General features: G+C 61.4%; 23 protein-coding genes. 6 read left to right on the forward strand and 17 right to left on the reverse strand.

What is annotated here, in order from left to right; translation table 11 throughout:
• A partial coding sequence (locus VE092_RS18350) for a hypothetical protein (RefSeq protein ID WP_324879229.1) occupies window positions 1-689 on the forward strand: 689 nt, incomplete at its 5' end.
• A 107-nt stretch (window positions 690-796) separates the two neighbouring features.
• Here VE092_RS18350 and VE092_RS18355 read toward each other — a convergent pair.
• Both VE092_RS18355 and VE092_RS18360 read right to left on the reverse strand, forming a co-directional pair.
• On the reverse strand, window positions 797-937 hold the full coding sequence (locus VE092_RS18355; protein WP_324879231.1) for a hypothetical protein: 141 nt from the start codon (window positions 935-937) through the stop codon (window positions 797-799).
• Window positions 938-1,183: 246 nt separating this feature from the next.
• The gene (locus VE092_RS18360) at window positions 1,184-2,188 is read right to left on the reverse strand and encodes an alpha/beta hydrolase (protein ID WP_324879233.1); all 1,005 of its coding nucleotides are present in this window, start codon (window positions 2,186-2,188) and stop codon (window positions 1,184-1,186) included.
• 497 nt (window positions 2,189-2,685) lie between these two features.
• On the opposite strand from VE092_RS18360, the gene VE092_RS18365 reads away from it, so the two are divergent.
• Window positions 2,686-3,369 (forward strand): hypothetical protein, encoded by a 684-nt coding sequence (locus VE092_RS18365; RefSeq protein ID WP_324879234.1) that lies wholly within the window; start codon window positions 2,686-2,688, stop codon window positions 3,367-3,369.
• A 212-nt stretch (window positions 3,370-3,581) separates the two neighbouring features.
• Here VE092_RS18365 and VE092_RS18370 read toward each other — a convergent pair whose 3' ends face one another.
• The 4 genes from VE092_RS18370 to VE092_RS18385 form a co-directional block, all read right to left on the reverse strand.
• Complete coding sequence (locus tag VE092_RS18370; RefSeq protein ID WP_324879236.1) at window positions 3,582-4,031, reverse strand: carboxymuconolactone decarboxylase family protein; 450 nt, start codon at window positions 4,029-4,031, stop codon at window positions 3,582-3,584.
• A 265-nt stretch (window positions 4,032-4,296) separates the two neighbouring features.
• Window positions 4,297-4,923 (reverse strand): LysE family translocator, encoded by a 627-nt coding sequence (locus tag VE092_RS18375; RefSeq protein ID WP_324879238.1) that lies wholly within the window; start codon window positions 4,921-4,923, stop codon window positions 4,297-4,299.
• Window positions 4,923-5,378: an Lrp/AsnC family transcriptional regulator gene (locus VE092_RS18380; RefSeq protein WP_324879240.1), complete on the reverse strand. Its 456-nt coding sequence runs from the start codon at window positions 5,376-5,378 to the stop codon at window positions 4,923-4,925. The genes VE092_RS18375 and VE092_RS18380 overlap by 1 nt, the downstream gene beginning before the upstream one ends.
• 113 nt (window positions 5,379-5,491) lie before the next feature.
• Entirely contained in the window at window positions 5,492-6,385 is an 894-nt protein-coding gene (locus VE092_RS18385) for a LysR family transcriptional regulator (RefSeq protein WP_324879242.1), read from the reverse strand.
• Window positions 6,386-6,492: 107 nt separating this feature from the next.
• Between VE092_RS18385 and VE092_RS18390 the strand changes: the two genes are divergently transcribed.
• Entirely contained in the window at window positions 6,493-7,425 is a 933-nt protein-coding gene (locus VE092_RS18390) for an SDR family oxidoreductase (RefSeq protein ID WP_324879244.1), read from the forward strand.
• Between the two features lie 23 nt (window positions 7,426-7,448).
• Here VE092_RS18390 and VE092_RS18395 read toward each other — a convergent pair whose 3' ends face one another.
• Both VE092_RS18395 and VE092_RS18400 read right to left on the reverse strand, forming a co-directional pair.
• Entirely contained in the window at window positions 7,449-7,853 is a 405-nt protein-coding gene (locus VE092_RS18395; RefSeq protein ID WP_324879270.1) for a VOC family protein, read from the reverse strand.
• Between the two features lie 123 nt (window positions 7,854-7,976).
• The gene (locus VE092_RS18400) at window positions 7,977-8,894 is read right to left on the reverse strand and encodes a helix-turn-helix transcriptional regulator (protein ID WP_324879246.1); all 918 of its coding nucleotides are present in this window, start codon (window positions 8,892-8,894) and stop codon (window positions 7,977-7,979) included.
• 164 nt (window positions 8,895-9,058) lie between these two features.
• On the opposite strand from VE092_RS18400, the gene VE092_RS18405 reads away from it, so the two are divergent.
• Complete coding sequence (locus VE092_RS18405) at window positions 9,059-10,735, forward strand: 2-isopropylmalate synthase (RefSeq protein WP_324879248.1); 1,677 nt, start codon at window positions 9,059-9,061, stop codon at window positions 10,733-10,735.
• A gap of 62 nt (window positions 10,736-10,797) precedes the next feature.
• Here VE092_RS18405 and VE092_RS18410 read toward each other — a convergent pair whose 3' ends face one another.
• From VE092_RS18410 to VE092_RS18430, 5 genes are all read right to left on the reverse strand, one after another.
• Window positions 10,798-11,694, reverse strand: a complete 897-nt coding sequence (locus tag VE092_RS18410; protein ID WP_324879250.1) for an NAD(P)/FAD-dependent oxidoreductase — start codon at window positions 11,692-11,694, stop codon at window positions 10,798-10,800.
• Between the two features lie 118 nt (window positions 11,695-11,812).
• Complete coding sequence (locus VE092_RS18415; protein ID WP_324879252.1) at window positions 11,813-12,256, reverse strand: Rrf2 family transcriptional regulator; 444 nt, start codon at window positions 12,254-12,256, stop codon at window positions 11,813-11,815.
• Window positions 12,257-12,336: 80 nt separating this feature from the next.
• Window positions 12,337-13,164, reverse strand: a complete 828-nt coding sequence (locus VE092_RS18420) for an MBL fold metallo-hydrolase (protein ID WP_324879254.1) — start codon at window positions 13,162-13,164, stop codon at window positions 12,337-12,339.
• 27 nt (window positions 13,165-13,191) lie between these two features.
• Window positions 13,192-13,518, reverse strand: a complete 327-nt coding sequence (locus VE092_RS18425; protein WP_324879256.1) for a hypothetical protein — start codon at window positions 13,516-13,518, stop codon at window positions 13,192-13,194.
• Window positions 13,519-13,522: 4 nt separating this feature from the next.
• A complete protein-coding gene (locus VE092_RS18430; RefSeq protein ID WP_324879258.1) occupies window positions 13,523-14,068 on the reverse strand; it encodes a sugar ABC transporter in 546 nt (181 codons plus the stop codon).
• Window positions 14,069-14,219: 151 nt separating this feature from the next.
• Here VE092_RS18430 and VE092_RS18435 point away from each other — a divergent pair, with 151 nt between their 5' ends.
• Window positions 14,220-15,119 (forward strand): LysR substrate-binding domain-containing protein, encoded by a 900-nt coding sequence (locus VE092_RS18435; RefSeq protein WP_324879260.1) that lies wholly within the window; start codon window positions 14,220-14,222, stop codon window positions 15,117-15,119.
• A 172-nt stretch (window positions 15,120-15,291) separates the two neighbouring features.
• Here VE092_RS18435 and VE092_RS18440 read toward each other — a convergent pair whose 3' ends face one another.
• A complete protein-coding gene (locus tag VE092_RS18440; RefSeq protein WP_324879262.1) occupies window positions 15,292-16,287 on the reverse strand; it encodes an MBL fold metallo-hydrolase in 996 nt (331 codons plus the stop codon).
• A 579-nt stretch (window positions 16,288-16,866) separates the two neighbouring features.
• Entirely contained in the window at window positions 16,867-18,300 is a 1,434-nt protein-coding gene (locus VE092_RS18445; RefSeq protein WP_324879264.1) for a CoA transferase, read from the reverse strand.
• Between the two features lie 100 nt (window positions 18,301-18,400).
• On the opposite strand from VE092_RS18445, the gene VE092_RS18450 reads away from it, so the two are divergent.
• Entirely contained in the window at window positions 18,401-19,699 is a 1,299-nt protein-coding gene (locus tag VE092_RS18450; protein WP_324879272.1) for a citrate synthase family protein, read from the forward strand.
• Window positions 19,700-19,914: 215 nt separating this feature from the next.
• Here VE092_RS18450 and VE092_RS18455 read toward each other — a convergent pair whose 3' ends face one another.
• On the reverse strand, window positions 19,915-20,547 hold the full coding sequence (locus tag VE092_RS18455) for a LysE family translocator (protein WP_324879266.1): 633 nt from the start codon (window positions 20,545-20,547) through the stop codon (window positions 19,915-19,917).
• Between the two features lie 124 nt (window positions 20,548-20,671).
• Window positions 20,672-21,594, reverse strand: a 923-nt coding sequence (locus VE092_RS18460) for a LysR family transcriptional regulator (protein ID WP_324879268.1), incomplete at its 5' end; no start/stop codon positions are given.

Here is a 21,594-nt window from a genome sequence, read left to right on the forward strand (position 1 = left end):
ACGAGAACATCAATGGGCCGCGGCAATCTACGGGAGTCGACCCATATATTGTTTTTAATAGATCCTTGCTTTTGGCACAGGCTCCTCAAGCTACAGGTGCTCAGCAGCTTGACCTCCTGAACCAGGGCTTTGCTCTTGTGAGGTATCGTTGCGCGCAGTATTTCACGGCCTTGGGGAAGGTTGAGCAGCATCTCAATTACGGACGAAAGCAGACCTCTCTCGTATCAGGATTGACGGTATCAGCGATGGGACTGGCGAATGCAACAGCCAAGGCCATCGCAGGGGTCGGATCTCTGTTTAGTTTTAGCACTGCGTCGCTCGATACCTACGAGGATGTTTATGTATTCTCGCCGGACGTAAAGGCAGTGCAACGACTGGTTTCAGACGCCATGGCTACGTATAACGCCAAGCTCATAGGCGAAGTGGGGACGAGTCCAAAACTTAGTTACACCACAGTTGTCAGTTCGCTGGCGGAATACGAGTCTTTTTGTCAGCCACACGGAGTACGCGATCTGGTGAATCAATCGCTTGCCCAAGTCAGAACGTCTGCGGCCCCACCACCAGCAACACCCGCAGCACCAGTACCTGCAGTACCAGCGGTACCTACAGCAGCACCAAATCAGCAGGGATCCGATGAGGTTATACAAATGCAACCGAGCATTAATGTAAGAGTTGTTCCTAATAACTAAATAAACGGACCGCTTGTGCGGTCCGTTTATCTTTTTTTCTCAACGCTGAGCTGCCGCTAATACTTATTTCCGCTATTGCTCTTAAAAAAACCTCTCCCGTGAAGTCTTCAGCAATGGCGTCTCCGCCTGCACACACACCAGGCCTGGGCGACCTCCACCACCCCGCCCTCGGTCTGCCGCCGTTCTATTCCCTTGATGACCATGCGTGACGCCTTGATGGCATCGACCTGGACGTCGACCAGCTCCATGATGACCTCGCCGTTTTCCTGCTGCAGCCTGGCCGCTTTGGTCGGCCGGCGCCGGTCACACTGCCTCCCGCCAGATATTTCTGTACCACTTCCTGCTTGAACTTCACATCGTACTTCGCCATGAAAAACACCCCAAAGTTTGGATGTGTGTCCAACTTCTGGGGTGCAGTTCACATGCGGGCCTTTGACTTCCTTGACAGACGGCTAGGGCCGGCAGATTTGGACGTGGACGCAGGCCCGATATTCCTAGCTCATCATTTTGAGCACTGCGGCAGATAGCGGACTTCGCTGATTGTTGAGCGCCTCAGGCACCTCGAAGTGATTGCAATCGGCCAAGATGAATCTCTGCTTGAGCATGCCCATTCCAGCGAGTGCGGTCGCAAAATCCGCCGCCTGTCTCTTGAATTCAGGACTTTCCTTATCGCCGCTCACGACGATTACTGGGCACCTGATTTTGTCAAGATGCCTCATTGGGCTAAGTTCAGCCATTTCATCCCCTAGGAGTTTTACATAGCTGCTTCTGGAAGACTTCATCACGGGATACAGATCGTACATCCCGCTCATTGCCACCCCGCCTTTGATCACATGCTTCGGCGCCCCCAAGGACGGCCAATCCGTGGTCAGTAACACTGCACAAAGATGTCCGCCGGAGGAATGCCCCGACACGAATATTCGGTTGGAATCTCCTCCAAATCGCTCGATATTTGCATACAGCCAGAGAATGGCCTGTTGGCATTGCTTGGCCATTTCTGGCAGGCGTACTACCGGGATGTTCGAGAAATTCAGCGCTACGTATAGGCAACCGTTGCTGACAAATGTGCCGGCCGGCGCAGACGCATCGTCTTTTGATAACGCGCGCCACGCTCCGCCATGAACAAAGACCATGACAGGCAGCTTCCGCCCGGGCTGTGTTACGGGAGGACTGAAAATGTCCAGCGTTTCGTCCCCTGGGCCGTAGTGTTCAGTTCTGGGTGGAAATTGGGCTCGTGCTGCCGCACTGTCAGTGCTATATCTGGCAATGACCTCTGCGAAGTTAGGTGCCCAGTTCCGCTGATCGTAAGCCTGGTCTAAGGCTGCCTGATCATAATCTAGAAAAACATTGCCGCTCCCGTAGGCGCGCGAACTTAGGCAAAGGAGGCCAGCTAGGGCAGCGGTGAATTGGCGGCGTTTCATATTGGGGAGAAGTGTGAAGTACATAAGATGCACAAATCCTATTATGAGAGTTGAATAGGCGATATCCCCATCTGGCATTTCCTACTGTCCAAATGTCCAGTTTTGGCAATGGGTCGCGGCACAGCATCGTTTGCTGCGCTGATAAGCTCGGCGTTAGCGGATTGATGCACCCGCCAGGTATTCGCATCTGCCAATGAAAAATTGTCCTCCGCAATTTCAAATCGAACCGCGTACTAGATGGCCTGTCGGGCCATCAATTTTTGAATTGCAGAGCGAAAGCAAACTTAACCCCTTGATCTTTATTGATTTCCCCGCGGACTCGAAAAGCCCGCTGCGGGCTTGCTTGAATGTCAACCAGTTAAGCGGAAGTGGACTATTGCAGAGTCACCAGCGTACGGGCCTCTTTCCCGTCCAGCCGGCGAGGGGAAAGCCATCGTTTGAGCCACTGACCGAAGTGTTCCACCGAATTGCGGGTAAAAATCACTTTTACTCACCGCTTTAAGCACGAAGATTTTTTTCATACTGCCGATGGTAATTGCTTGCACCGAAGGATAACTTTTTAAGGAATCAATACGATGGAGATTTCCGGAACCCGGGCCCCGGCCTTGGCAGTAGCCGTGCCGCCCTCCCCTGCGCCTCAAGTCGCAGCCGACTCGGGCACAAGGCAGGAAGAAGTTTCGGCCAAAGTCACCATTTCTTCTCAGGCTCTGCAGAAAGCCGGCGAGGAGGGAGTACCGACTGACGAAATGGCAAGTCCGTATCGCTTGACCGGTCCTGCCACTCTGGTGAGTTCCCTGCACCCCTTCGTCTACCAAATGCCGGAAGCCTTGATAAAGGAAATGGCGGTGCGGGCAAAAGAAGAAGCTGCTCGAAATGAGGTTAGCTCGCAGTACGCCCGTGAACACCAATACCAGACCGTGGGACAGGTGCTGGTCAACGGCAAGTTATTTGCCGAAGTGAATGATGCTGGCGGCTATGGGTTCGCAAAGAATTCTATTCCCGGTCTGAGTCAAGCATCGCTGAAACCACAGGAGCGACTTGAAGAAATAGCGCAAGCTGCGAAGGGCCAAGGCAATGTGGAAATCAAGTATTCCGATTTTGTGCCAGGTCTTGGCGGGTCGGAAGGCCCTGGAGCCCCTGAATCCGTGCTCCCAGCTTTCACGGCGCGAAACATTCATGAGATCTTCGCGGCAGCGATTGAAGCCGCCGAGCGTCAGCGTGCATCGACGTTGCCGACATCAGAGTCGGCCGGTTCGTAGAAGTGTCCACGTTAAGCCGAGCTCTCATTCGGCACCAACCGCTCGAGACAGAGTCTGTCGGGCTGACAGCACAAGCGATTTTGGTTCATCGACGAGAGTGAGACGCCAGTCTCGTCTCACTCCGCTGGAAAAGCCGATCGCGATACGCCGCCTGGCCCCCATATCTTTCTATCCGCATTTGCTCGTGATGCGGCGCCCCAGCGCCATCAGCGCTAGGCCTTGGCAAGCGGCTTCATGCGAAAACTGATGCCCATGCGATTGATCGCATTCATGGCCGCGATCACGATAGTGAGTTCGACCAGATTTTTTTCGCCGAATACAGAGAGCGCCGCAGCGTAGGCATCGTCAGAAGCATGCGTTTCGCTGACACGCGTCACTTCTTCTGCCCAGGCAAGTGCCGCCCTTTCCTGGTCGGAGAACAGATAACTCGCTTCTTCCCACACCGGCACCAAGACCACCTTGTCCACCGACATCCCGCTCTTGATGAGGTCCCGCGTATGGATGTCGATACAGTGCGCGCATCCGTTGATCTGGGACACCCTCAAGAAGACCAGATGGATCAAGTCACCGGGCAAGTCGGTGCCGGTCGTCACGTAATGATGGAGCGCGCCAAGAGCCTTGGCGCCCTCACCGGAAATTTGAAACCAGTTCGGACGTTTCATGAATGCTTCCTTTGAAGTTTGGTTGAGCGGTGCAATTTCGAATCCCGCTACAGTCAAGACGGCCGGACGATGTCGTCTGTGACAACTTCTAAAAGAATTTTGGATTGGATTGCCCGTTGGATACAACGTCAGGTCTTCATTCCGAATTGCCGAGCACGGCAAACTGCGAGTAGTCGTTTAGAGACGCGGGGGAAGAGAATGAGCAAGCGTACGGCCAGCCCATCAAGAGGGGCGCTATCACGCTAGCGGGATGGAGCGACGCGTATTATCGGGCCACGAGGTGCACAAGCGAGCCGATCGCGTAAAGGCCGAAAGCAATCAGAATCAGGCCGGAGGCTCTGGATACCCATGTGGTGAAACTCTCCGGCAGGTGCCGCCGCATCATCGCCACGCCGCCGCTCAGGACGAACCACCACAGGATCGATCCCATAAATACGCCCGCCACAACCAGCGTCGCATCCGCTGCGCCGGCCGCCTCGACCAGGCCCAGGCCGGCAAACATCGCCGCGAACGAAAGAATGGTCGCCGGATTGCTGATGGTCAGAAGAAAGGTCGCGGCCACCGTACCAAGCAGATCCCGCGTACCGACCTGGGCGGCCGCCCGTCGGGGGCCTGGATTCAGATTCTTCCAGCCCAGCCAAAGCAGAAACAACCCGCCGATAAGCTTCAGAGGCACATCGATCAAGGCCAATGCGGCCGAAAATGCTGAAAACCCCAGCGCCGCCAGGCCCGCATAAAAGGCATCGGCCACCGCCGTACCCAGGCCTCCCGCCACGCCGGACCAAAACCCGCGTTCGAGCGTACGCGTAATGCACAGCGCGCCAATAGGCCCCAGCGGCGCAGCGACCGCCAGGCCCAGCAGCATGCCCTTGCCCAATAGCAGAATCTCCATCAGACCATCCCTTCCTTCGGGATAAAGGGGCCTTGCACGACCGAGGACAAGGCGATGATCGTCTCGGAGCGGGAGAGGAAACCATGCTTTTTCATGTCGGCCAGGAAGTCCTCAATCCCGGCCAGCGACTTCGTATGGATTTTGATCAGATAAGACCATGGGCCAGTGACGTGATGACACTCGGCAATGGCCACCTGCGCCGCCGCATACTCGCGGAACGCAGCCTCGTCCGCTTGCGGAGCAAGCGCGATCCAGACGAAGGCAAGAATCGGCAGATCCAGCAAATGCGGATCTGCGTCGACCGTGGTACGGCGGATCGCTCCCGCCGCAGTCAGGCGGCGAATGCGTTCGTTGACGGCCGATACCGACAGCCCGACGGCGCTGCCGATACTCGAGAGGGAAGCCCGCGCATCCCGCGCCAGGAATCCAATTATTTTGCGGTCAATTTCATCCATAACCGCATTATTTATCTAAATATCCATTTTTTCAATAAAAAATACTTTTCATCTGACGAAAAGGGGCTGAATCACACCTAAGCCCCCGCCGAGCCGCCCCATCCGGGCCGGCCTTATCCACGGATATAGGCATTCAGTCCTTCCACCAGGGCCGCAAATGTCACGGCACAACGGCGGCTGGCGCGCAAATCCTCGTGCATGGCCACCCAGGTTTCCATCTTGAAGGAGAATTTCCCGGGCAGCAGATGCACCAGTGCATCATCCCTTGCCGCCAATGCCACCTGGCAAATGCCGATGCCGAAACCCGCGCGGATGGCGGCCAGCTGCGCCAGGTCGCTGTCGGCACGGAACGCCAGGCTGGCGCGCGAGAGCCAGGGAAATTGTTCCAGCGCCTTGCGCACATACGCATTTTCCTGGTCGAAGCCGATGAGCGTGTGATCGGCCAGCGCGTCGATGGACTTCGGTACGCCATGGGCCGCAAGATAACGCCGGTGCGCATGCAATCCCAATTCAATGCTGCCCAGGCGCCTGGCGACCAGCGCATCCTGCGCCGGCTTGAACATGCGCACGGCAATATCGGCCTCACGCTGCAGCAAGTCATCCGCCCGGTTCGACATGACCAGTTCGATGCGCAGGCCCGGATGTCGACGTCTGAGCTGGGTCAGGATGGGCGGCAACACTTCCACGCTGATGATTTCGCTGGCGGTGAGCCGGACCGTACCGCGTACTTCCTTGCCATGGCTACTGGCGACGCGGCGCAACGCGGCGGAGGTGGCGGCAATCCCGGTTGCGTAGGGCTTCAGTTCCAGCGCCGCGTCAGTGGGCGAAAGGCCGTCGAAGGAGCGTATGAAGAGCTTCAGTCCCAGCGCCACTTCCAGTTGCTCGATATGGCGGCCTACGGTGGGCTGCGTCAGCCCCATCTCGCGCCCGGCCGCCGAGAGTGAGCCTGTCTCGAGGACGCTGAGGAAAGTACGGTACCACTCCCAATTGGGTTCGCTTTCGGCCATGGTATTCATTTATGTATAGAGGCTAGGCTAATTTATGCAATTTTAATTTGTGCGTCAATTTCGCATACTGGGGTCTCTGCCACTCACTTTGTCCCATGGAGATTCCCATGCCCAGGATTGCCCTCTTCGGTGCCGCCGGCGCCATCGGTCGCAGCATCGCCTCCGCCATCGGTGCCCAAGGCCGGCCATATCGCGTCGTCGGCCGCAGCGACGCCAGTCTGCGCAAGATCTTCGGATCCGATCCGCTGGCCGAAATCGTCACCTGGGATCCCGATTCGCCGGCCTCGGTGGAGGCCGCCGCGCGCGGCGTCGACACCCTGATCTACCTGGTCGGTGTCAATTACACGCAGTTCGAACTGCATCCCGAGCTGATGCGCAAGACCCTGGTCGGTGCCATCAGCGCCGGGGTCAGGCAGATGCTCCTGATCGGTACGGTATATCCCTACGGTCTGCCGCACACCACTCCGGTGCGTGAAGACCATCCGCGCGCGCCACATACCTTCAAGGGACGCATGCGCAAGGCGCAGGAAGATCTGCTGATGCAGGCACATTCCGAAGGACGCATCCGCGCGACCGTACTGCGCCTGCCGGATTTCTACGGCCCCGGTGTCGAAGCCAGCTTGTTGCACGGTGCGATCAAGGCGGCGGTGCAAGGCGGAACGGCCGACATGATCGGTCCACTGGATCGTCCGCACGAGTTCGTGTTCGTGCCCGACGTCGGCCCGGTGGTGGCCAGGCTGATCGACACGCCGGCTGCGTTCGGCAGGATCTGGCATCTGGCCGGCGCCGGCGTGACGACGCAACAGACGCTGGTTGCCGAAATGGAGCGCCAGACCGGTCGCAAGTTGAAGACCCGGGTAGCGGGCAAGACCATGCTGCGGCTCATCGGCCTGTTCAATCCGTTTATGCGTGAGCTGGTGGAGATGCACTATCTGCAGACGCAGCCGGTGATCATGGATGATTCTGCGCTTCAGCAGCTGATTGGGCCGATAGAGAAAACGACCTACGCTGAGGGGATCCGGCGGGCGTTAGAAAGCTGAGCCGCTTGCGGCCTTGAGGAAGCTCACGCAGATACCTGCCCCGGAGCATGACAAACGACGCACAACTTGTTTCCATCCGGATCACGAAAATACGCACCGTAGTAATCGGCGTGGTAGTGCGGGCGCAGTCCCGGCGGGCCCTCGCAGGTGCCACCATGTGCCAGCGCGATCTCGTATGTCGCCCGCACGATTTCCCTGGACGCTGCGGCAAAGGCGACCATCTGGCCATTCCCGGGCTGATGCGGCTGGCCGTCATACGGCTTGCAGATGACAAAGAGCGGGCGCGCACCCTGTGCACTATGCCACCCTGCCCACGGCTTGCCCGGGTCGTTGAATCGCAGCTCCACACCGAGGCTGCTCATGACCGGACGATAGAAGTCCAAGGCACGGTCGAAATCGCCGACGCTGAAGAAAATATGAGAAAACACATTGACTCCTTGTTTATCCATCGAAGCGGCTGCCGCCCGGTTGCGGGAGGGTGACCGTGTTGGGGTGAGAAGCTGGAACACCGTCATCCCGGAAGAAACGCCTTCGTCCCCCTGCAATCTCCCTTAGCGTTCCTGCAGAAATGCCGAAGGTGGCTTTCCGAATTGCTTGCCGAATGCGGTGGTATAGGCGCTATGGCTATCGTAGCCAATGCTCAGCGCCACCTCCGTGATCGGCATCCCTTGCATGAGCAGAGTCAGCGAAGACATCAACCTGAGCTGCTGCCGCCATCTGCCGAATGTCATGCCGGTCAACTGGACGAAGCGCCGATGGAAAGTCTTTTCTCCCAGCGCCAGCCGATGCGCCCATTCGGCGGCCGTGGCAACGTCCGCCGGGTCGTTCAGCAAGGCCTGGCACACGCCCGATATCGGACTGTCCGTGGCGCCCGTCGGCCAAGGCAGATGCAGCGGGAGCACTGGCTGGGCCAGCACTTCGTCGACGACCAGTTCTCCCAGCAGGTTCATGCGTCGCTCTGACAGGCCCGGCTTTCCGGTCCGGGCCAGTGCAATGATCAACTCCCGCAACAGGGGCGAGACATGCACCACGCAATCAGAAGCAGGCAAGCCTGCGCACACCTCCTCGCGGAAAAACAGCCCGTATGCCTGTAGCGCTACCGGCATCACCAACCGATGTGCCACGCCCGAGCGCAACCACACGGCGGCCGTCGGCGGGACCAGCCAGTGCTCGCCTTCCGCCTCCACCCGCAACAGTCCCCGGTCGGCATAGATCAGATGCCCCTGCGCATGCTGATGCATGGGCACTACCGCGCCGGCGGGATAGTGCGCAGAGACACCGTACACGTGCAATTCAGCCGCGCCGCCGGTCACCTCGCCAAGCGCCTGCCAGCCATCTTCAGTCGCGTAAAAGCCCATGTCCTGCAGTTTGTCCAAATGGATAAAGAATTTGTCGATTCTTATGGAGATGAAAAAAATGCGCAAGCCTAATATCGAGCGCACATCCATTCGCAGGGAATATTGTTCCATGTCCGCATCCGGCCTCTTGCCCCACCTACCCGTGCTGACTCCTGGCCGGGGTCCGCGCACGTGTCTGCGCCAAGGACCATCCTGATTCCCCTGACCCCGACCATCGCCAGCTTGTTCAAAGCCAGGGGAATCAGGTATCCACTTTCCTCCCTGGAGCGTTTTCCATGCTGACCGATCCCTCCCAGAAATATCCTGCGACCCCGCTGGTCGACCTTCCCGATCGCCAATGGCCATCCCGCAAACTGACGCAGGCGCCGATCTGGCTGTCCACCGACTTGCGCGATGGCAACCAGGCTCTGTTCGAACCGATGAATCGGGAGCGCAAGTTGCGACTGTTCCATGAACTGGTCCGCATCGGCTTCAAGGAAATCGAGGTCGGCTTTCCTGCCGCATCACGCATCGACTTCGAAACCATCCGGCATCTGATTGATGAAAATCTCATCCCCGACGACGTCACGCCCATGGTGATGACCCAGTTGCGCGAAGACCTGATCACCGAAACGGTCAACTGCGTGGCAGGCGCCCGCCGCGTGATCGTGCATTTCTACAATGCCATCGCACCGGCCTGGCGCGAAATCGTGTTCGGCATGAGCGTCCCGCAGATCGTCAGCATGGTCGAACACCACATCGTCTTGTTCAGGCGGCTGACGGCGGCCCACCCGGAGACCGAATGGATCCTGCAATATTCTCCCGAAACGTTTTGCATGGCAGAACTGGAGGTCTCACTGACGGTCTGCAATGCCGCCATCCGGGCCTGGGATGCCGGACCGCAGCGACCGATGATCATCAACCTGCCGACCACCGTGGAAGTCTCCACACCCAACGTGTTTGCAGACCAGATCGAATGGATGAACCGGCGACTGGAGCGGCGCGCGCATCTGGTGCTCTCGGTCCATCCCCACAACGACCGGGGCACCGGCGTGGCCTGCGCCGAACAGGCCATGCTGGCCGGCGCGCAGCGGGTCGAAGGCTGCCTGTTCGGCAATGGCGAACGTAGCGGCAACGTCGATGTCGTGACGCTGGCGTTGAACCTCTACACGCAAGGCGTTGCCCCGGGGCTGGATTTTTCCGACATCATGGCCGTGGCCCGTATCGCCGAAGAATGTACTGCCCTGCCGATTCATCCGCGCCATCCCTATGTGGGCGACCTGGTCTTCACCGCCTTCTCCGGTTCGCACCAGGATGCCATCGCCAAGGGGTTCGCCGCACAACAGCCCGACAGGCCCTGGCGCGTCCCCTATCTGCCGGTAGACCCCAAGGACCTGGGCCGGACCTATGACAGCATCGTGCGCGTCAACAGCCAGTCAGGCAAGGGTGGCATCGCATTCCTGCTGCAGCGGGATCATCACATCACCATGCCGCGCCGCATGCAGGTGGAGTTCAGCGCCATTGTCCAGACGCTGGCCGATGCCAGCGAAACGGAACTGAGCAGCGAACAGATCTGGGAGATCTTCCAGGACACCTACCTCACGCCGGTGCGGGAGCGATCCGGCTTTGTCTATCGTGCCCATCAGCTGTCGCAACACCCGCAAGGAGAACACATCGTGCTGGAACTGGCTGACGCTGCGGGCAAGCTCAGGACCCTGGAGGGCTGGGGCAACGGCCCGATTGCTGCCACGGTAGCGGCACTGGATCTGCCCATGCGTATCGACGGCTATGAGGAGCGCAGCCTGGGAAAGGGTTCCGATGCCACCGCCCTGGCCATCGTGGAAGCCGCTGCCGATAGCGTACCCGGTTCGCGCTTTGGCGTCGGATGTCATGCAAACATCACCACCGCATCGATCCTGGCCGTGCTCAGTGCAGCGCAGCGGCTTTGTGCCGCCCTGGCGGTCGCGCGCTAGTCGAAGGGAGACAGCCGCCTGGAGGGAATCCTGTGCGGCTGTCGTCGGCAGCGCCGGAACTATCATTCCATGATCAGCGATCGGTGTACGCTCACACCCGCCATCACGCCCGAGGCAGACGCCATCGTTCCATTGCTGAACACCAGTGCGGCATCGCCCGCGGCGAACACATTGGGTACCGAGGTCTGTCGCATTTCATCGGTACGGATGAAGGGTCCCAGCGGACCCTGCTCAAAGGCACAGCCCAGCTGCATCGCCAGCGGGCTGGACATGTGAACGCGCGGCCCGACGAAGACCGCACCGATGGCCACGGTACGACCATCCGCCAATTCCACCGCGTCGATCTCGGGCGCGTTACCGAGAATCTTGACGACCGGTGTACGCTCGATGACGACACCCCTTGTGAGCATCTGTCTGATCTCCGCTTCCTCCGGTTCGAACTGAGCCTGGGTAAAGTAGATAGTCGGTCCCCAGTCCGGCAGCATGATGCCCTGGTGAGCCGAGTGCGGCGAGGTGGCGATCACGCCCAGCTTGCGGTCGCGCACTTCGTAACCGTGGCAATAGGGACAGTGGATCACGGTCCGGCCCCAGCGCTCCTGCAAACCAACAATGGCCGGCAGCTCGTCGCGCACACCTGTGGCCAGAATCAGGCGCCGCGCATGGAAGCGGCGACCATCGTCCAACGTTACGCTGGTGCCGCAGGCATCGGCGCTGGCGTGTTCCGCATACGCCGCTATCATGTCGAAGCTGGGATACGCTCTCAATTGTTCCACCGCGATACCCATGATCTCATGCGGAGGCGTACCATCCTGTCCCAGAAAACCATGCGACGCCTCCGAGAAGCGATTTCGCGGCTGGCCGGCATCGATCATCAGGACCGTGCGGCGGGCACGCACGAGTTGCATGGCAGCCGAGGCGCCGGCAAAGCTGGCGCCGACGACGATGACATCGTATTGCATGGAGTTCCTTTCAAGGGTACAGGCGCGAGGAGCCCTCGCGCCCTGATTGGCATGGAGTGAACGTGGAGAGCCGAAGCGAGAGAATCCGAAGAAGTGACCGCCGAAGCGGCCACGGTCGTCAGTGTGGCGGCGGTTGCCAGCTATGGAAGCGCGGGCCGACGTCCTTGGCCAGCGCCGCCAGCGTGATCCCGGCCAGGCGCCGATCCAGGATCCGGTTGGTCTCTTCCATCACATCATCAAGCGCTCGGTTGACAGCGATCTCGACCAGGCAACCGGGCGACTCCTCACGCGCACCCAGCGTCACAAGCCGCTCGCCGAGCGCCTGCCGAACCTGCAGCAGGCTGATTTCTTCCATCGGCCGCGCCAATGACCAGCCGCCGCCATGTCCCTTGGTCGAGATGACGATGCCGGCCTCGCGGAGCCCGGCAAAGGTGCGGCGAATGACGACGGGATTGGTGTTGACCCAGCCGGCAATTTCTTCCGAGGTCATCGGCGCATCGGTGCGTTGGCCCAGGTGCAGGAGGATGTGAAGAGCAATGGAGAAGCGGTCGCTACGTTTCATGTAACTAATATTATTACGTAAAAGTCGTCGCGTCAAACCGGCCGCTGGCGCCGCCCCATCCCCGCCACGCTCGCCGCGGTTCATCGACCAGCGAACCCGTAGCTGTTTCCTGTGCGCGTGATCTGGACGAAGCCTTCCTCGCCCAGGTGCATCCCCGCGACAAGCAGTCGGTCCGCACTGAGCATGTCCAGCAGGCGGACCCGCGTCTGCGCCGCCAGATGCGGATCGAGGTCGAATGCGATGGAAACGTCGGGGCGACCGATCTGCAGATGCGGGAAATGCACGATATCGCCCCAGATCAACAGACCCTGCCCATTTGACTGCACGCGATAGCCGCAATGTCCCGCCGTATGTCCGGGCAACGGCTGGGCGCAAATGCCGGGAAGGACTTCGCCGTCGACGAAGGTGCGCAGCCTGTCCCGATATTTGCCGAATACCCGGCGCGCGAAGATGAAATTTCCGCGCGCCCGCTCGCTGGCGCGGCAGAAATTGGCGTCGTTCTCCCAGAAGTCCAGTTCCTGCCCCTGCACTACCAACTCCGCATCGGGAAAGGCGCAGTCTCCTGCGCTATCGAGCAGGCCACCAATGTGGTCGGGATGAGCATGGGTCAGAAGGACGGTATCGATGTCGGAAGGCAGCACTCCGGCCTGCTTGAGATTGTCCTGCAACCGGCCGCCCCATTGCTTGAAGCCGCCGGCGCCGGCATCGACCAACACGGTTTGCGTCGGGCTACGGATCAGGTAGCAATTGATATGGATGGCAGAGGGGTCGCTCATCCCTGCCGCATGCTGGAGCCTGGTCGCCTCTGCGGGATCGATATTGGACAGCAGCTCCAGAGGTGCGCTGAGAAAGCCATCACTGATGGCGGTGACAGAGAAATCACCGATTTGCTGAGTGGGGAAATGCATTTTCGTTTCGTTGGCTGTGGGTAGGAATCAATGCCTTGCGCTGATGGACTGCGCGGCATAGGCGAAACAGCGGATACGCGTCAGCAGTCCGGTATGGTCCTGGATGGCCTTGTCCAGTTGCTGCATGAACTCTTCCATGACGGCCGGCGTCCTGTTTGCCGACATCCGATAGCGGATGTCGACGAACGCAGGATGGCCCGTCCCATGACCGACCGCGACGTAGATGATGTGGATGTTCTCGGGCAGCGCCTCCAGAATCTTCGTGCAGAGCTGTGCGCAGCGCGCGGTGAGCCGATCCAGGGATTGTGCCGCGGGCATCTGGTCCTGGCGGATGTAGAAAGTGAGATTGGGCATCGTGCTAGCTCGCGCTGACGATGGCCGGCTCGCTACCGCTGCGCAGTTGCGCAGTCATCGGAGCATAGAGATGCAGTCCTTCGGGTAGGGCAAGACCGTTGATCGCGGCGGGATCGGGCAGGACCGCCATCCATCTCCATTCCGGGGATTTTTCCAGGGCGACGGCATGCAGGACCGATGGCGACAGGCCCATCGCCATCAGGGGCTCGGGGCCACGCGCACTGAGCAGCAGGTACTCCCCGCTACGTACGACTGGCGCAGCGGCCGATGTTTCATAGAGATTACGATGCCAGTCGGTGATGTGCTGTTGCCAGCGCGCGAAATTGCCACCGCCTTTTCGCCGGTATTCGTCGGAGAGAAGCACCTCGAGATGGTCAATGGTATGCAGCGCGAGATAGACCGGGCAGCCTTCCCTCAATGCCTTGAATCGCTGCGAAGTGTGAAAGCCACGCACGGAGATGAGGGCGGGCAACTTTTCCAGGCTATAGAAATCGTTCCATTCTGCTTCGCTCATGGGGTCGGCGAAGCTGCATTCGACGGTATAGATCATAATGATGATGGGCCACGGCCACCCTTGTGGCAGCCTGCTTGGTTGAGGAGTTGTCATGATAGGCAGCCCATCCCGGCCAATAAATCGATATTTAGGCAAGCTTTACTGACAAAAGGTAAAGCTGTCGTGATCAACCCGGTCAAGGAACACGATGCGGCGCAGAATTCCCAGCAACAGCTCACTGATGGCATTCGAAGCCGCGGCGCGTCACGGCAGCTTTGCGCGTGCCGCGGAAGAACTGGCCTTGACGGAAGGTGCCATCAGCCGCCAGATCAGCCGCCTGGAAGGGTTTCTGGGAGTGACACTGTTCGAGCGGATCGGCAACCGCGTGCGCTTGCTGCCGCATGGCCAACGTTATGCCAGCCACGTCCGGGAAACGCTGGAGCGCCTGGACCGAGACAGCCAGCATCTGATGTCCCAACCTCCCAACGGAGCCAGCCTGGATATCGCGGTCAGCCCCACGTTTGCGATGCGCTGGCTGATTCCCCGCCTGCCGCGCTTCGCTGCCCTGCATCCGCACATCACGGTGCATCTCTCTGAACGCATGGAGCCGTTCCTGCTGCCTGGTAGTGGCCTGGATGCGGCGATTCATTTCTTACATCCGGCCTGGACCGGGATGCAGACCTATCCCCTGCTTGACGAGGTGCTGGTGCCGGTGTGCCATCCCGCCCTGGTAGCAGGAACGAGCGGAGTCCCCGCCCTGGACGCTTTGCCGCGCCTGCACCGGCGTCAGAATCACGATGCCTGGCAGCGCTACGCCGCGCAGACCGGAATCAGCCTGAGCCATTCTGCGCAAGGTCCCCGCTATGACTTGCATGGAATGCTTATCGAGGCCGCATTGGCTGGTCTGGGCGTAGCGCTGGTGCCGCGCCTGTATGTGGAAACGGAATTGGCGCAAGGCCGTCTGGTCGCGCCATGGCCACAGGACAGCCGCATCTCCAAGACGTTTTGCCTGGTGCTGCCTGAGCCGATGCATCTTGCCAGTGCGCCGCTGAAGGCGTTCGCGCAATGGATGATGGAAGAAGCAAAGCCATCCGCCGAACCAGACTGAGCGATCCAGGCGATCAATGCGCTTCACGATGGGCGAGCGGCCACGCTGTTGCGTGGACCGCTACGTTTTACCGAACCCTGCCGCTCGACCGGCTCCATCACGTCAACCTGTCGGCGCTGCCCGTCGCCGAGCGCCCGGGGCCGCCGCCAACAGCACCGGGACATCAAGGAATTCAGCGGACCAGAGCGTAGTTGATCGGCACCCAGCGATAGCCGCTGCCATCCTTGACAATGTGCCCAATGCCGGGGAAGGAGAGATGGGCGCCCGCGATCAGTTCACGGGAATCGGCCACGGCATCGAAGGCCTTGCGGCGATCACCCATGGCTTCATGCTCGTCGGTATCGAAGCCGATGGTGACGTCAGGCTGCGGGAACTGCACGGCCGCCACGTGGATCATGTCGCCCACGATCAGCAGGCGCTGCCCCTTGCTGCTGACCAGGTAGGCATTGTGGCCCGGGGTATGGCCATAATTGGCCACGCTGGACACGCCCGGCTGCAACTCGCCATCACCCTCGAAGGGGCGGAACTTTCCGGCCGCAATATAGGGCTTGAGCGACTTCTCGGCGACCTCGAAGAATTCCTGATTGATGGCGCTGGCCTTGGCCTTGTTGGCCGGGTTGAGCCAGTAGTCGGCGTCCTTCTTGTCGGCACGGACGATGGCCTTGGGGAAGACCCGCTTGCCCTTGTGCATCAGCCCGGCTTCATGATCGGGATGGAGGTGGGTCAGGTAGACCTCATCCACCTGATCGGGCCGGTAACCCGCGGCCTTCAGGCTGGTCAGCAGATGCCCGCTGTCGGCATCCAGTACGCCACCCGCACCGGTATCGATGAGAATGAGCTTCTTGCCGGTGTTGATGAGGAAGGCATTGACCGAGGTCTCCACCGGATCGGTGACGAATGCCGCCTGCAGGCGCTGCGCCAGTTGCTCCTTGTCGATACCCTTGAGCATCTTGCCGGCCGGTAGATGGTTGGTGCCGTCGGACAGCGCGGTGACTTCGATGTCACCTACCATGGTGCGATAGAAGCCCGGTTGATTCTTGTGCATGGGCGCCTCGGCGTGTGCGACCGAGGCCACGACCAGTCCGAGAAGGGCCGCGGCGAGCGGACGGAACGAAGGAAGCGGACGATGCACGGGATTGGCGCGGACGTGGCGGAGGGAAGTAGGCATGGATGTTTTTCTCAAGAGGTCAATGAAGCCGACCACTCCCCGCACAGGATGTGTACGAGGGAGGGTCGCGCGACTGGCCGGCACGATGGTGTCACCGGCCAGGAAGGTGCCGGCCGCAGCGCGGCAGCAGATTGCGGATTGCGCCGCGACACCGGACGGCAGCCCTGCTACCGGTCGCAGTGTGGTCAGTGTGCGAGGGAGTGTCTAGTTATACGAAAGGATAGCTGGCCGCAGAGTTGACGCTGCATGCAGGATTTGCCAGACAGGCATGTGCGGAAAGGGAAACACGTGACCGCTCTCTGTTGGGGGACCGCCCCACGGCGCGCGCGTCGCAGTATCGCGTGAGGCACCGGGATGCCCTGGCGCGGCATTGCGCGCCAGGGGGTGCCATGGTGAGATGCACCGAAAAATCGCTTGGGTCAGCAACACCGCAGACAAGGTGTTGAATTTGCATCATCAGTCCATCGGCGCGCCACGTCCTCCAGTTCATGAGCGTACTCGGCCGCCGGACGCTGGCGTAGCACCTGCCAGCCCGGCGCCACTCGCCACGACGACCTGAATCATCGTTGCTGCTCCACCTCAAAGTCCGTCATTCGAAGACAGCCATTCCGGTTCGTACGACCCGAATGCGCGCGCCGGATAACGCCACGCGAGGGCAGCCCCATCGATCTGCAAGGGCGCACGCAGCCGGGCTGCAGGACCCCACGACGTCTGCTCGACGTCGGCATTGCGATCATCTGGCGTGTCTGGCGCGAATCCGACCAGTTCGCTCACCGGCTCCGCTCGCATCTGCAACGTCGCTGCGGTACGTGCCAGCGAAGCCCGCACGCCGATGCCCACACCTTGCGTCATCCTCAACGTCAATCCACGCAACGCTGCCGCCGCCATCAGATAGCCGGTCGCGTGGTCGATGGCCTGCACCGGCAGATTGACCGGTTCATCGCGGCCCATCGCGCGCATGCCGGCCTCGGCGATGCCGGTACTCATCTGGATGAGGCTGTCGAAACCGCGTCGGCACTGCCAGGCACCGGACCAGCCATAGGCATCGAGCGATACGTCGATCAGCGCGGGATTGATTTCGCGCCGTTGCCCGGCATCGAGACCGAGGCGGGCGAGCGCATCAGACCGGTAACCGTGGACGACGATATCGGCGCGGCTCATCAGCCGCTTGAGGGTGTCGAGGTCGACCGGGTTTTTCAGATCCAGCCGCGCGCAACGTTTGCCCAGGACCACGTCCGGTACGACATTGGGCTCTTCCCAGCCGTAGGGATCGATCCGCAATACCTCGGCCCCCAGTCCGGCAAGGAAACGTGTCGCGACAGGGCCGGCCAGGATGCGTGTCAGGTCGAGTACGCGGATGCCGCGTAATGGCCGGTCTCGCGAGGGCTGCCATGCGCGCGTCGCGACACGCGCACCGATATCGATGTGGAGCAGCGGTTCGGCTGCCACGGCCTGCCCCTGTGGATGTACGGCCCATTGCTCGCTTGAGTACATCACGGCGGCACAGCCGCTGCGTGCGACGATGGCGTCTTCCAGCGCTGCGGCATCCCAGCGTTGCACCGCGTGCGCCACCGAGGCCGCATCAGCCGCGCAGTCCAGTACGGACAACGCTGCCTGGCGATGATGGGCTGCATTGGTGTGCAACCGGATCCAGCCATCACGCGCCCGATAGTTGCCGGCCACCGGGTCCCAGAGCGGTGGCAACTTCCATCCCAGCGGCTGCAGTGAGATGCCGAACCAGAGCGATGCCATCCGCCGGTCGACCTGAACCGCCGGCAGGACGCCGGTTGCAGCCTGCAGCAATTCCGCTGCCGCCGTTCCGGCGGCGCCGATGGCCGCTGCGGCCAGGTCGCTGACGTGAAACGCCGAGATCAGCTCTCCCGTGCCGCTAAAGCTGCAGGTATCGGTTAGCTCAGGTGCGCCCCCCAGCGCTGCCCAGAATTCCCGCAGATGATGCGACGCCAGATTGCTGTGGTTGATGTCCGTCGCTGGTGTGACCGTATCGATTTTCATGTTCGCCTCGCTTGGTTCAGGTGTGAGCAAGATCGGTCCGTTTGAATTTATTGTCAACGTTGATTATCCTGATCAACTTATTGAACGAATCCCTGCTTCCATGAAGTCGAACTACCTTAACTCGACCGAGGCTGCTGCAAGGCTCGGCGTATCGCGACAGACGCTCTACGCCTATGTCAGCCGCGGCCTGCTGCATGCCGAACCCGGTGCCAGCCAACGCGAAAGCCGCTACTTCGCAGCCGACGTCGAGCGCGTGGCGGCGCAGCGCGCACGTGGCCGCAAACCGAAGGAAGTCGCCAAGGCGGCGCTTGACTGGGGCGCTCCCGTACTCGAATCGGCCATCACGCTCATCGAGGGCGGACGGCTCTTCTATCGTGGCGTGGACGCACTCGGACTGGCGGATCACGCAAGCCTCGAGGAGGTGGCGGCGGGACTGTGGCAATGCGACAGGCAGACCGCGTTCGGTGCGCGCACGGCCGGCCCTCCGCCGGTCCTGCGTGCCCTCTTCCGCCACTATGGCGAGCAGCGCGCGGAAGAAGTCCTGCTACCCCTTTTTGCCGTGGCCAGCGACGATACGTCGACTGCAATCTGGCAGCAAGCTGCCCAGCGACTGGCGCACGGCTGCGGTGATCTGGTGCGGATTCTGGCGGCATGTCTGTTGCGTAGCTCTCCCGAGAGCGCGCCTGTGCATGAACAATGCGCGCGCGCATGGGGCGTGGGTCGGTCGGGGGCCGAGCTGATCCGGATGGCGCTCGTGCTGTGCGCCGATCACGAACTCAATGCATCGAGCTTCACCGGCCGATGCGTGGCCTCGACCAACGCCAGCCTGCGGGCGGTGGTGATCGGCGGTCTCGCCGGTCTGTCGGGTGGCCGGCACGGTGCCACCACCGGCCGCGTCGAAGCCTTGTGGGATGAACTCGGGACGCGCGAGGTCGAGAAGAAAATGCGCGCCCGGCTCGCGCGCGGAGATGACCTGCCGGGCTTCGGACATTCGCTCTATCCGGACGGCGATCCGCGCGCTACCTATCTGCTGTCCCGCATCCTGCCGCGCCACCCGCAGTGGGCGGCCATGATCGATGCCGGGGTCGCGCTGACAGGCCAGAAGCCATCGGTGGATCTGGCCCTGGTGGCCGTGCGCAGGCACCTGCGGCTGCCGGTCGGCGCGGCGTTTGGTCTGTTCGCGTTGGGCCGCTCGCTGGGATGGATTGCGCACGGACTGGAGCAACGTGAGCAACAGCACCTGATCAGGCCTCGTGCGGTGTATACCGGCCCCCGACCTGACGATGGCGAGGTCGAGCCCGTCCGGTCCGGCGACCGGAGACGACCGAACAGCCGGCAGGGGCGGGAGAATGGGCTCGCGCAGGGCGATCTACCTGCCACCTTCTTCAAGCCCCGATAGACTTCGCTCGCAGATGTCATCGGGCTTCACCGGCAAGGGTGCGTGCTGGAACCGGCGATGCTCATGCCGACCGCGAGGTCAGGTCTTCACCGGATGGGCAAATTTCCTCGAACCCAGCCGTGACATCCTTGAAGATATCCTGCGGCAGAACCAGCCGCAGGGTTGGCTGCCGCCTCGCTGCGCCGCCTGACCGCCTGCAGCACGCCGGCGCGCGGCTACACCGTCGGCCGCTTCGCCAGCGCCAGGAGCGCGCCGAAGAAGATCATGGTGCTGCCGCTGATGCGATTCATCCAGCGCAGGCCGCGCGCATTGCGGATCACGCCCGACAGGCGGCTGCCGGCATAGGCGTAGGCGGCGATGGCGACCACTTCCAGCGCCAGGAAGATCGCTCCCAGGGTGAGGAAACTGCCCCAGTAGTTGCCGGGCACCACGAACTGCGGGAAGAAGGCCGTGAAGACCAGGATCGCCTTGGGGTTGCCGATGGCCACCAGGAATTCCCGGCGCAGGAAGCTGCGCAGATCGCCGCGTCCCTGCTCCGCAGCAAGGCCGTCGGCCGGCAGCGAGGCAGGGGAAAGAAGCAGCTTCACACCCAGCCAGACCAGATAGGCGGCGCCGAGCAGCTTGCTTATCGTAAATCCGATCTGCGACGCCATCAGGAGTGCCCCCATGCCAACGGCGGCCACGGCGATCATGATCGCAAAGGCCGCCAGCCGCCCGACCGCAGCCAGCAGCGCCAGGCGTACGCCGTGATGGGCGCCGATGGTGATGGAGAGCAGGTTGTTCGGGCCGAAAGCCATGTTCAGCGCAAAGCAGGCGGGAACGAACAGCAACAGGGTTTCCAGAGGCATGATCGAGGCAGGTGGGGAAACAGTGGACAAAGGCCTTCAGCGAGGAAGGGGCAGCGGCTCATGATACAGGGCTATCCGGATATGCGCGACGACCGGGCGGCATGCCCCGGCCGCGCTGCAGATCCTAGAGCGACTGGGCCACCTCGGCCACCAGTTTGCGCAGCCAGACGTGCGCCGGATCGTCGCGGTAGCGTACGTGCCAGGCCATGTGCAGTGGAAAACTGCCCAGGTCGACCGGGGCCGGCACCACCTTGAGGCGGCGGTCATGCGCCAGCCGGCGACAGATCAGCCTGGGCAAGGTGGCACAGTAGTCGGTGGCCGCCACGATCTCGGGAATGGCGGCAAAGTGCGTGACCGACACCGCCACCTCGCGCCGGATCGCCTGCCGCTCCAGGGCCTGGAACAGGCCGGCGCGCAGACGGCCCGGCGGCAGTACGTTGACGTGCTTCATGCTCTCATACTGGCGGCGACCGATGCGCGTGCCGATGAGCGGATGGTCAGCGCGTACCACGCAGGCCAGTCCATCCTCGCCGATGCGCTGTACCACCAGGTTGTCCGCTGCCTCGTCGATACGCCCCAGCACCATGGCGGTATCGCCGGAACTCACGCCGGTCTCGGCCAGGTCGGTGCCAAAGGGCAAGGTCCGCAGACGCATACCCGGGGCCAGCTGGCTCAAGCGCGCCACCAGTTGCGGTACCAGGACGAACTCCACATAGCTGTTGGGCGCGATGGTGACCCGATGATCGGCGCGCGCCGGGTCGAAGGCCTGCTGGCCCAGCACCAACGCATCCATCGCCGCCAGCGCCGCGCCCAGGGCCGGCGCGAGCAGTTCCGCCTTGGGCGTGGGGCGCATGCCGTAGCGCTCGCGGATGAACAAGGGGTCCTGCAGGGTCAGGCGCAGCCGCGACAGCGCATTGGACAGCGCCGCCTGCGTCATGCCCAGCCGGGCGGCGGCGCGGGTGACGCTGCGTTCTTCCATCAGGGCCACGAAGACCGGCAGGAGGTTCAGATCGTATCTCATGAAGATATATTCTCCACGATAAATCT

The organism is Herbaspirillum sp. (assembly GCF_035644555.1).
In the GTDB taxonomy this organism is placed as follows: domain Bacteria; phylum Pseudomonadota; class Gammaproteobacteria; order Burkholderiales; family Burkholderiaceae_D; genus Herbaspirillum.